9 protein-coding genes are annotated in these 12178 nt (G+C 51.4%); all 9 read right to left on the reverse strand.

Features of this window, described 5'->3' with window-relative positions:
• Positions 1 to 13 precede the first annotated feature (13 nt).
• Positions 14 to 2704, reverse strand: a complete 2691-nt coding sequence (locus tag P8N76_21255) for an NPCBM/NEW2 domain-containing protein (protein MDG2384212.1) — start codon at positions 2702 to 2704, stop codon at positions 14 to 16.
• Between the two features lie 247 nt (positions 2705 to 2951).
• Entirely contained in the window at positions 2952 to 3962 is a 1011-nt protein-coding gene (locus P8N76_21260) for a DUF1559 domain-containing protein (GenBank protein MDG2384213.1), read from the reverse strand.
• Positions 3963 to 4157: 195 nt separating this feature from the next.
• Positions 4158 to 5402: a UDP-N-acetyl-D-mannosamine dehydrogenase gene (wecC, locus tag P8N76_21265; GenBank protein MDG2384214.1), complete on the reverse strand. Its 1245-nt coding sequence runs from the start codon at positions 5400 to 5402 to the stop codon at positions 4158 to 4160.
• An 8-nt stretch (positions 5403 to 5410) separates the two neighbouring features.
• Positions 5411 to 6541: a UDP-N-acetylglucosamine 2-epimerase (non-hydrolyzing) gene (wecB, locus tag P8N76_21270; protein MDG2384215.1), complete on the reverse strand. Its 1131-nt coding sequence runs from the start codon at positions 6539 to 6541 to the stop codon at positions 5411 to 5413.
• A 139-nt stretch (positions 6542 to 6680) separates the two neighbouring features.
• Complete coding sequence (locus P8N76_21275; protein ID MDG2384216.1) at positions 6681 to 7319, reverse strand: acetyltransferase; 639 nt, start codon at positions 7317 to 7319, stop codon at positions 6681 to 6683.
• A 42-nt stretch (positions 7320 to 7361) separates the two neighbouring features.
• On the reverse strand, positions 7362 to 8087 hold the full coding sequence (locus tag P8N76_21280; protein MDG2384217.1) for an SDR family oxidoreductase: 726 nt from the start codon (positions 8085 to 8087) through the stop codon (positions 7362 to 7364).
• A gap of 30 nt (positions 8088 to 8117) precedes the next feature.
• Complete coding sequence (locus P8N76_21285; protein ID MDG2384218.1) at positions 8118 to 8378, reverse strand: acyl carrier protein; 261 nt, start codon at positions 8376 to 8378, stop codon at positions 8118 to 8120.
• Positions 8379 to 8391: 13 nt separating this feature from the next.
• Positions 8392 to 10248 carry a sugar transferase gene (locus P8N76_21290; GenBank protein MDG2384219.1) on the reverse strand — a complete coding sequence of 619 codons (1857 nt, stop codon included), beginning with the start codon at positions 10246 to 10248 and terminating at the stop codon, positions 8392 to 8394.
• Positions 10249 to 10312: 64 nt separating this feature from the next.
• Complete coding sequence (locus P8N76_21295; GenBank protein ID MDG2384220.1) at positions 10313 to 11854, reverse strand: NAD(P)-dependent oxidoreductase; 1542 nt, start codon at positions 11852 to 11854, stop codon at positions 10313 to 10315.
• Positions 11855 to 12178: the final 324 nt, after the last annotated feature.

Raw genomic sequence — 12178 nt, forward strand, 5'->3', positions numbered from 1 at the left:
GCAATTCTTTGCCTTAGAAGGTGAATTCAGGATTAACCCAATAGGTCTCATCACCTTGGGCAGATTTCTGCGACTCGACACGCAGCACGATTTTTTTTGCCTTCTCGGGTAAAGGAATACTAATTGGAATCGTGCGCCCGCGTGTCTTAACCAGACCGCTTGAGAATTTCTTTCCGTCGACCTGGACCACAAACTCTGCCCCGTCAGTGGAGTCGGCATTCAAGACAGCGACAGCACGAAACATCTTCGCACCCTCAGGCACATCGTACTCCACCATCGAAGGTGCGTGTGCCCAGAGAAAACGAGATATGGGCTGCCGCCCTAAACGCGGCAGCTCATGGATCGGTCCAACGCTGGCGGATGTGTTCTCATTGATACCCAAACCTCCGTAGCCACCCTTGGATGCATTTGGATGAAGAACGGTAACATCAAGTAAGCGTTCTTGCCTCCCAATAGCGGCGGAAATCTCATTCAAGATTTTGCGTGTCGGTCCGGTTTGTGCCACCGGTAGACCGACCAAGCTCAATTGGTACCAATGGCGAGCTCTTTCCAACGCGTGCAATGGAACAAGCCCCTTCCCTTTGCGGGCGTAGGTTTGCCAGCTCTTGGCAACCTGTTTTCGATCCTCCGCATTTCGTGGATTGGCCAAATCTGCCGCCGCCAATTTACGCAACGCGGCGTCCTGCCCCAATTTAAGATGCGGGAGACCGGCCTCAAAATCACCTTTTGTAAAACAAAGGAATTTTCCAACGGTGGCATTCGCAGCAGGGTCATCGGAGTTTTCTACAAGCCGATCGCGTGCCTCTTGCGATGCTTCAAAATCGTTTGCAATCGACTTGATTTTCTCGCGATGCCGACTTAACCGCGTGCGCAACGAAGCATTTCGCGTCAGTCGCCCGCCAATCGAGTTTGCGAGATCCGAAAATCGATTCGCACTACTATAATCGTCACCCGAAACCCCCAGCTCCGAAATATGCAAAGCAGCATCGACTAGACCGCCACGCTGATCGCGTTTGGACGAGCGACTAAGACGTTGAAGGAAATCGAACTGAAGATCTCCCTGATTTACCCGATAGCGTTCACTCAACAAATCAATGGCCGCCAACCCTGTCTCAAGGTCCTGGTCGATTAGCGAGAGTCGGGCAGCTTCTTTCAACAACACGAATTGAGCATCGGGGCGATCATCTTCTTCGCGGGCAATCTCCAAGCAACGAGCTGCCTCCGACTCCAACATATCCTGTTTCTTTAACTCTTGGCGGGTTGCTGTTTGCACCGCTGCAGCCGGTACGGGGAGACGAGAATCATTCGTTTGACCCGTTTTCGTTCTTTCCAAATTTTCATCATCGGAGGTGGGTACGGCAACGACCTTACCGTGATCCTCGCCGGTGACCATTTCCAGGGCGCGAACGATAAAATCTGCGTCGAATCCATGGCTTTCCGCTCGCTTGAGATATTCTTGCCCTCGCGTAATATCGCCAAACTTGTCGATAAGTAAAAAGTTGCCAATCCACCGCCAACCAACTGGAGCGGCCTGCTTGAATCGATGCTCAACCAAGCTAATCGCAAGCTCCACATCCAACGCCTGAGTCGGTAGATCAAACTTCTTGATCTGCCCATTCACGGTCTCCAAAGTTATCTGCAAAGAGTCTACCTGCCTTACCGTCACCGTCTCACCTCGGTACGACAGAGTTGTGCCTTTTTGCAACGCCGATTTCGCTTCGTCGACCGACTGCCAAAATCGCTGCATGTTGTAAAGTAAAAGCTTAGCCCGATCGTATTTTTGTCGATCGCGAACGGTATCGAATTGCTGTGCTCGTTTTGCCGCAGTAACAGCCGCTTTCAGATTTCGATTTGAAAGCTCAAGCAGAACAGCCTCAAACGGATCCTTTGCTGAAAATTCCGGACGTGGTCCAGCGGTCATTCGAACTGGCGCCCAGGGCTCCGGTGGGTTGACCTGATCAGCTTCGGTTTCACCACCGCTTGTTTCTGAAACTGAATCCGAGGGCTGTTCTTGAGTCTCAGCATCGGGCTTAGATGGATTTATCGCTTCGACTTCGGATCTTTCTTCGCGATTCTCTTCGGTTGGACTTTCTTCGGCTTGCAGCTGCTCTTCGACTCCATCATCTGCCGGTGCTACTTTTTCGTCCTGTTTCGTTGACTGCTCGAATTCGACCAGATCTTTCCCTGCAACCGAGTTGCGATCAGCTGAATGATTGATAAAACGAAATGTCACCATAGCAATCAAGATAACGAGCGAAATAACGAGCACGACAGTCGGTAATCGCCGACCCAGATTCCCTTTGCGAATACTCCGCCCGGGACGGTTTAATACCCCCTGATCTTGCTCTGAAACAACGATCTCCGGCCGATTCCCGTTGCTAAACGAATCCAATTCGGGATCCCAAGGGGGCGGTGCGTCAGGCGATTCGGTTTCTCGGAGGCGACGGTCGTATTCTGACTTTTTCTCCGGATCGAGCAGACAAACCTTGGCAGCGGACACTTCGTTCAGTAACCGCTCAGACAAATCAACATTCTTACCCTGTTGATAAGTGCGCAGATGGGCCATTTGACGATCCGCAGCCGTCGCAATCACTTCGCGATTCGACTCGAATGTCTCGATACCAAGTAGCCGATAATGGCTTGGCGGTCTCGCGAGATCACGAATTCCCAGCCATTGATGATAGGGATCAAAACTGTCGGGCATGTTTGCCAGCCTGACGCTCTATTGAGCGACCTAAAACGAGCTGCGTCTCTTTTTGCCGCATGGTGCAAACCTACCCCGATGATAAGCTCCGAGCTTAAGAAAGTCACGCCATGTGGATCACGGCAAGCAAATCCCTTGAGGATCAACGCTTGCCAATCCGGATGCCATTCAAGAGCGAACAACAACAGGCTGCCAGCACCGATCAGTCAGCAACGCAGAGATTCTCAATCATTGTCAGCCGTGCGAATTAATAGTCACCGGCGGACAATGTCGTGTTGAGCTGCGACGGAATCGGTGTTTGCTGCCAACTTTTCCCACCTTGGCGAGGGTGACGGGCTTGCGATCGCGACGCGGTAAGTAATTGAGCATAGACATTCGGGGCAACGTCCTCCGATAAAAAGCTCGCATGCGAGTCACAAAAAACAACGTTCACGCCACCACTGTGATTACTGGATGGACGAGCAAATGAAGCCATCTCAGAAACGTTGTTTCCTTGGGACGCCTCAAGCAGCTGTTTATCGGTCAGGCGATCACTACCTTTGTTGATCTTGTAGAGCCGACCCTCTGTGGGACGCTCATTCTCTTCCATCCACCTATCCTGAAGGGTCCAGACAATTCCGTGGAGACCTTCTTCAAGCGATGGCCAGTTGACTGCATTTAAATTTTCGGCCAACAGCAACGTGGAACTCGTCCCGTCGTTTTTTCCAAGGTAGCCAAGATCCACTTTGGACTGCGAATAATTATTGCGGATGACATGCCCAATTCCGTTTGCTCGCAAGTCGTTCCAACGTTCGGGGCTGTCGCCAAACTCACGATCCCAGATCCCCGCATTGATCACGTAGCTCAATCGCCCCGGTATTGCTGAACCATCGCTCGGATCACTCGGGCAGGTCATGATTTCCAGCTCAAGAGAATAACGGCTTGGATCGTTTGGATTAGTCGCATTTTGGTCGTTTACAACCAGGTCCCAAACATTCTGCTTTTCGATGTAAGGCAATAACTTGGCGACCCATGACACTGGCAATTGATTGCCTGAATTGGTCGTTACCAAGTTGACTCGCCCTGGAAAATATTTCTTTGACGTCTCATGCTGAATCACCGCTTGACCGACGCCGCGAACGTTGTTGAGACACTGCGTTTTACGGGCTGATTCCCTAGCGAAGTTCACAGCAGGTATCAACAGCGCAACGAGTATACCAATGATGGCAATTACGACGAGCAATTCCACGAGTGTGAAACCTCGGTTCTTCTTCAGCATGATCTCTATTCCTTGGACTGCGGGTGACTCAAGGCCCCTCGAACACCAACATTAATTATCACAAAAGACCGCTCATTTGTCGAGCGAAACCAGAGGCCCACCGTCAACCGCGTCACGCTGAACCTAACAATCACCTCAGTCCAAAATCGACTTAGACGTCAAGTTTTGGATACGTCAACGGTGAGCTTGGACAGCCTAGCGCCAGATACCACGGGTATCGACAATCACTTTTTCCTGCAAAATGCGACGCGGGACCGCTCTGAATTGTCGGTGATCTGTCAGCAAAACCACGATGTGACTCTGCTCCAAAACGTCGGCCAAGTCATACAAGGGAAACTCAGAGAATGTCTTTGAGGATACGTAAGGGTCGCAGGCCATCACCTCACCAATACTTTTTTCTCGTAGCGCCTGGACAATCTCCAGTGACGGACTCTCTCGCAAATCATCGACATCCGACTTATAAGTCAGTCCCAGACAACCAATTTTAGGAGCGGCAAATTGCTCTGCAAGCTCCGCAATATGCTTCACGATATGATGTGGTTTTTGATCGTTGACTTCTCGGGCCATCCGGATCAAAGGCGTATTCTCCGGATCGGTGTGCACGAGAAACCAGGGGTCGACGCTGATGCAATGTCCACCCACTCCTGGACCGGGTGAAAGGATATTTACGCGTGGATGCCGGTTGGCGAGCTCAATGATTTCCCAAGGATCAATTCCCAAGCGGTCAGCCAGCATTGAGAGTTCATTGGCAAAAGCGATGTTGACATCGCGGTAGGAGTTTTCGACCAACTTCGTCACTTCGGCTGCAATCGCACTCGTCGCGAGTACGTTGCCGTTGACAAAGGATTCGTAAAAAGTTTTTGCCTTCTCAGTGCACGCATCGGTAACGCCACCGACGACGCGATCGTTTTGCACCACTTCCAGGAGAATCCGACCGGGTAATACTCGCTCCGGACAGTGCGCCACAAAAACGTCTTCACCCACCGTGAGTTCCGGTGGAATCGCGTTGGGAACGACGATTGTCTCGGTTGTTTGCGGCGGACTGGTCGACTCCAGAATAATCAGGTTCCCAGGCTGGACATGCGGTTGGATCGCTTTCGATGCCTGTTCGACGTAAGAAAGGTCGGGGGAATGGTCGGGGCGGATCGGCGTCGGAACACAGAGAATAAAAATATCCGCGGGTTGAGGCTCGTAGCCGGCCTTCAGTTGTCCGCTGTTCACCGCAGAACGAACAACAATGTCGAGGTCGGGCTCTTCGATGTGAATACGACCATCGTTAATAGTGTCCACAACATCAGCTCGGACATCCATCCCAAAGACGTGAAAGCCCTTCGTCGCCAATACACTTGCTGTGGGCAAACCGATATAACCAAGTCCGACGACGCAGACCCGTATTTCGGAGGGTACAAGCGTTTCAGGCATAGAGGAAGATAAGTTCATTTCAAGTTTCATGATTGCCAGTTTTGTTTTAGCATGAGATCAACGATACGTTTTGCAGCCTGCCCATCTCCATATGGATTTTCATCGATTTGATGCCGCGAGTATTCAACCGCATCATCCAACAAGGCCGAAATTCGAGCGATGATTCGCTCCGCGGATGTGCCCACAAGCTCCACCGCACCAGCATCCATCGCCTCGGGCCTCTCAGTCGTTTCTCGCATGACCAAAATCGGTTTTTTCAGCGAGGGAGCTTCCTCTTGAACACCACCCGAATCTGTCAGGATAACGCTGCTTCGATCCATTAGCCAGACAAACTCAGGGTAGGGGGCTGGCTCGACAAGATGTATATTGGCGTGATCTCCAAGAATCTCAAAAACAGGCCCGCGAACATTTGGATTAAGGTGCACCGGGTAAACGAATTCCACCTCGGGGTAGCGATCAGCTAAGGTTCCAATCGACTTACAGATATCTTGAAATCCATCGCCAAAGTTCTCCCGACGATGTCCGGTGATCAAAACCATTCGGTGGTCGCCAAGCTGAGCGTATTTTTCGCGCCACTGCTGATCATTCGCTCGCTCGCGTTCCACGGCCCAGAGCAAGGCGTCAATCACCGTATTTCCAGTAACGTGCACCGAACTTGGATCAATCTTCTCATCGAGTAGATTTTTTGCTGAACGAGCCGTTGGCGCGCAATGCAATGTGGCAATTAGACTCGTGATACAACGATTCATTTCCTCCGGCCATGGTGCCCGCATGTTCCCAGTACGCAGTCCGGCTTCCACATGCACTAAAGGCACATGACGATAGAAGGCTACGAGTGAGGCAGCCATCACGGTCGTGGTATCGCCTTGAGCGACGATACAGTCGGGTTGCCGCTGCTCCACCACTTGGTCAAGTCCCTGGACACAACGCGCAGTCAGCTGAGCAAGTGTTTGATTGGGTTGCATCAATTGTAGGTCCACATCTGCTTTCAGCCCAAAATAATCGGTCACCTGCTGCAACATTTCTCGATGCTGGCCAGTCAAACAGATGACTGTTTCAATGTCTTCTGGACGATTGAGGCACTCCCGCACGACGGGAGCCATCTTGATGGCCTCAGGACGCGTTCCAAAAATGAGCAAAGCTTTCAACTTGGACATGGGTTGTTCTGACGCCTATTTGGTGGAAGGTTTTGCGGAAAGTATACGTCTTGGCAACGAATGGCGACGGCCGAATGCGCGGTCAACGAATATCATTATCCTCTCGACCAGCACCAACGCTGCACAGGTTAATTTAGCCTTAATCCATACGCCGCACCTGCCGTCCTGGCACGCCAAACACGAGTGTCGACTCGGCCGCATCACGCATGCAGGCAGAATTCGCGGATAGCTTGGCGTTTCGATGCATTTTACAACCGGGAGCCACTGTACCGTGTGTACTGATATAAACCTGCTCTTCAAGCGTCACAAAGCCATTGAGTGTGGCATACGGCGCTAATAAGCACATCCGCCCAACTCGACAATCATGGCCCACGGAGGCGTAATAATTCAAATGAACATGAAAGTCCAGTTCTGCCGCATTGGAAACGGTCGCAAAGGGATAAATCACCGCACCCTCGCCAATCTTTGCGGTGGTCGCGACCTGAGCCTTGGGATGGATGAAGGAAACGAACTGCCCTCCCTTTCCCGTGACCGCATCAACGGTTCGTCGCCTAGCTTCCATGTGACCGATCGCCAAGAGAAATCGATCATTCGGCTCTGGTTGGTAGTCTTCCGGTGCCGCTAGAACGGGAGCCTCGATCTGCCACTGACTCAAGTTGCCGTCATCGTTCGCAAGAAACCCCTTCAAGCGATACTCATCTTGAGAAAACACGTGCCACAACATTTCGTGCAATTCTCGCCCGAAGCCACCAGCGCCGATTATGATAAGTTCCAACATGGCGTTTCAAATCAATTGAAGTAATCGCTAACTTCTAGAAGACTAAACGGAAGCACCACCATCGATTGCAATAACTTGCCCGGTGACAAATCCACTCGCAGGCATCAACAGAAACTTGACCCACGGCACCACATCCTCGGCCGTTCCCAAACGTTCCAAAGGTGTTCTACGTACGATCTGAGCCTTGCGTTCTGGACTCAGCGAATTCGACATGTCGGTTTCCATGTAACCCGGCGCAATTGCATTGACGCGAATATTCCTGGAGCCCAACTCTCGGGCCATCGCCTGGGTCATCCCCACCATACCCGCCTTCGTCGCTGCGTAACCGACCAACCCGGAAAAACCTCTCAATGCAATCACGGAAGAAACGTTGAGAATATTTCCGGAACCTTGCGTCAACATCAACCGGGTGCACTCTTTCGACAGAACAAGTGCGGCCTTGAGATTGATCGCTAACATCCGATCTAAATCTTCCTCGTGAGCAAGTGCTAGGACACCGTCCACCGCGACCGCTGCATTGTTGATCAGTGCGTTTATCTCTCCAAACCGCTTATTCGCATCCTGCACAAATTGTCTCAACCTTTCCGACTGCAAGGCGTCAACTTCTTGGTAAAATAAACGATCTCCGTACTGCGACGACACATCATCGATAAAAGTCGTTCTTTTCCGACTGAATGTGGCCACGCGACAACCGTCCTCAAGCAGCGCCTGCACGATCGCTTGCCCTAAACCGCGGCTGCCACCTGAGATTAGTATGGATTGGTCCACTTGTTTCACTTTCCGAGGATTCCCGGCTGATCAAGACGCATTCATCGCACTGCGATAGATTTCAACCAACTCACCGACAGTCTGTACCGCCTGGGCTCCACTCCGAAACGGATCGACTCCCAGCGATTGTTCAAGCCCAACCACCATCACAGCTAAATCCAACGAATCCAGACCGATTGTGTCCATAAACGTGTCCGCATCGGCAATCTCACGAGCATCACGGCCCGAATCGGTTAAGATTCGATTGATCACACCAGTAATCGTCTTTTTGATATCTACCTGTTCAGTCATTCATTCCTTGCCTTTAGATTTGCGAGGCGTTGGCAGTGTCAGCGGTTGCGTCGGTCCCCATAAACTCAGGCATCGTTGCATGCCCCGTTGAACTGATACCTTGCCGTCGAAGGACACAGTAACTGGTTCTCAGCAAAATATTCAAATCGAGCCAAGGAGAGCAATGATCGACGTACCAAACATCTAATCGAAATTTTTCTTCCCAGTTAATTGCGTTACGACCGTTAACTTGGGCCCACCCCGTAACACCGGGACGAACGTCGTGTCGACGTGCTTGTTCGGGAGTGTAACGTGGCAAGTAATGCGTCAGCAAAGGTCTGGGCCCAACCAAACTCATATCACCACGGACGATATTGAACAACTGGGGTAATTCATCCAAACTGCAGGCTCTCAAGAACCGTCCGAACTTTGTGAGTCGCTGATCATCCGGGAGAATATCCCCCGTTTCGTTTTCAGCATTGAGCATCGTGCGGAATTTTAAAATCGTGAATACGTGACCGTTACGACCAGCTCGAACCTGCGAAAAAATCACGGGCGAACCAAGCTTCCAGCGTATCAGCAACGCCGTGATGAGCATTACCGGACTCAACACAACTAATAAGCTGCCAGCCATACCCAAATCGGCAGCCCGCTTAAAAAACCGACTGTAAAGCGTCGGTCTCGGCTGGCGATCCACGACCCTTTCCAGGACTGACTCAAGCAGAGCCGCTTGATCCGATCGCTCAAAGTGTTGCTCAACGTATTCTCGAGCTGCCTGACCGTGCCTTTTTCGTAAATCAGGATCTTCACGGTACATGAGAATCGCGCGAGCCAGTGCTTCGGCATCACCTGGCTGAACAAAGGTGCCTCCGCCCGCTGCTTCGATCACCTCACGAATGACGCCATCAATCGCGATAACAGATGGGCGACCTGCTGCCATGTAGTCAAAAACCTTGTTGGGATAGGTTGTGCGAAACATGCTGAGATTGAGTAAGGTTGCCAGACACACATCTGAGGCAGCTAAGACTTCTGACATCCGTTGTTTCGGAAAGAATCCACCTAAGATTACGTTGGTCAGCTGCCGATCCTTCAATTCCTTTTCCAACTGAGGCAACTCCTTACCTCCGCCAATCAACACAATTTTAATCTCTGCTTGATTTCGCAGCCGATCGGCAACGTTAACCAACGTCGCCATGTCGTTAGAACGCCCAAGAGCTCCGGCGTAGGTCGCGACAAAATCATCACCCAGCTGCAATTCGGTGCGAATAGATCGTCCGTTATCCCCGGGATCGAACATATTTGTTTCCACACCATTGGGAATGATCGTCAACCGATTGGTCGCAACGCCACGCTCAAGCAAATGAGAGCGAAAGCCGGGTGAATTGGCGACCACCCAATCGGCTCGATGGTAAAAAAACCGTTCAATGTGTTCAGCGATCCAGATCACCGTACGGTTCTTGACAACACCCGTTTCAATCGCAAAGGCGGGCCACAAATCACGAACCTCAAGCAGAAACGGCCGACGACGCAAGACGGCGACAAGCCATGCCGAAGGCAGTTGAAAAATGGGAGGGGACGTTCCAAGGACGGCATCGATTTCCCCGGCTCGCAGGGACTCCCAGACACTCGTCAGCATGAAGCAAAGATACGAAAGTACGCGGCCCAGGTAGCTATGATGTAGTGTCGGAAAAGCATAAGCGCGACGGACCCGAACACCGTCGATGTCAAAAACTTCCCGAGGCAAAGGACGCCCCGTTAGAAAGTCGACACTTCCTGCAACAATCGTGCATTGATGACCGTTGCGTACCAAATGCCGCGCTAACTCAAGATGCCGCGTCCCGCCAGGATGCTGATGGTCAACGAAATTCTGATGGACAATCAGCAGATGCATCGAGCCGCCAAATTACTGGAATTCAGTTCGAAAGTCAGACAAACACGAACGCTACTCGCGCTGCTTACTGACTGGTCAGATCCTTGATCAGCTCGCGCGCCCATCGATCTCGCTCTAAGCCTTCCGTACCTTCCTGACTCAGAAAGGCCACGTTGCTGTACTGTGGGTCTCGGTAGTCGGTTACTTGCCCACTGGCTATCGCTTCTAAAACCTGCTGGATTCCATCTTGCACCGTCCACTTCGGCTGAAAGTCCAACAGGTTTCGAATCTTACTGAAATCAACACGGTAGTCACGACGGTCATTTTCCGTTTCCGACAGTAACAACTTGGCCGTGATCACCCGCTCGTGAATCAACTCTCCCACCTCTTTAATCGTGAAGTTCTGATCGCTCGCTCCGACGTTGAAAATCTCATTGTTTACGGTAGCAATCGGGGCATTCAGAACTGAAACGATCGAAGCCGCTGCATCTTCAACATGCACAAATGGACGCCACTGGTCACCATCGTGCACGGTGATCTCACCATCGATCTTCGCTTTGGCAGACAGCAGATTAACAACCAAATCAAAACGCGTTCGCCCCGAAAATCCATAAATCGTGGCAAAACGTAGAATGGTCGGAGCAAATCTGGAATCCGCCATTTCCATTAATAACGATTCCGAAGCGTATTTTGTATTGCCATAAATCCCCAACGGCCTGGCTTCTGATCGCTCATCCAAAAGATCCGGACTCGCCCCATACACAGAACAGGTGCTGGCGAAGATAAACTGCCGAACGCCATGTGCTTTGGCAAGTTCCGCCAACATTCGTGTGGCCGACAAGTTGATATCAATCGTGAGAGATTCGTCCAAGGCACAAGCCGGATCGCCCACAATCGCACCCAAATGAACCACACAATCAATGTCCTGCAAAGCTTGCACCACATTGTCAACCTGCCGAAAGTCCCCTCGGACCACCTCGAGGTTCGGATGTCCGATCACGGCGGAGAGCGATTCGCTGCCGAACATCATGATGTCCAGAACGCGAACTTGATAACCATCGTCCAACAATTTCGGCACCAATGCGGAGCCAATGTAACCGCCACCACCAATGACGAGGACTCGCCCCGTGTCACTCGGCTTGACCAGCGGTCGCACCTCAGGATTTGCCGTCTTCTGCCAAATCTGATTCCAAACACGTGCCCCGGCTAGCAGCAAAATGCTGAAGCCCCATGCCAAAACCATGGCTGACTTCGCGAAGGACAGCTGACCGTCGTAGACGTTAAAGAATAAAACCGCACTGATGTAAACCAAAAAACTCACAGAAACTGCTTGCGTCACCACCAAGACCTTGTAGCGACTCTGATAGGTGACACCACGGGTGTAAAAACCGGTCACATAAAAAACAAAGAGACACAATATCGTGAGCGGCGCAGCGGCGCGGACATACCAACCCTGATAAAGAGCCAATAATTCACTTACAGTGGTCGTCCCCAGTTCCTCGAAATTTACAACCACATAAAAGCGAACGACCAACGCCAAGATGATCGCTAACTGGAGTAAAACGACATCGGCAACCATGCGCATCACAGCACCAGGCGTCAAACGAAGTTGGCTAAATTTGATCACGCGATGAACTCGGTTGGGTCAAGGGAACGTGTCGGAAGTAGAAGCGTCGACAACGGCAGGAACCTGCCGCCTCTTTTCATTGTACACACCAAGCTGACTCTGTGTTTAGGTTCTCGACGTCCGATTCGGTCGCTCGAACCCAATTGGCTGCCTCTCCACAAAACTCTCTAACTCACTGCCTGCAGCCGCGTTAACAGCCTTACTCGACACTTTGAGAAAACGACGCAACTCGTTCTCTGGCAAGGTCATATCTTCAGCATAACAAATGCGAAACGTTTCCAGAGCCTTGCCGTTTCCAGCAACAGCGAAGTTTGCCGATCAAAA

The organism is Pirellulaceae bacterium (assembly GCA_029243025.1).
Classification (GTDB): domain Bacteria; phylum Planctomycetota; class Planctomycetia; order Pirellulales; family Pirellulaceae.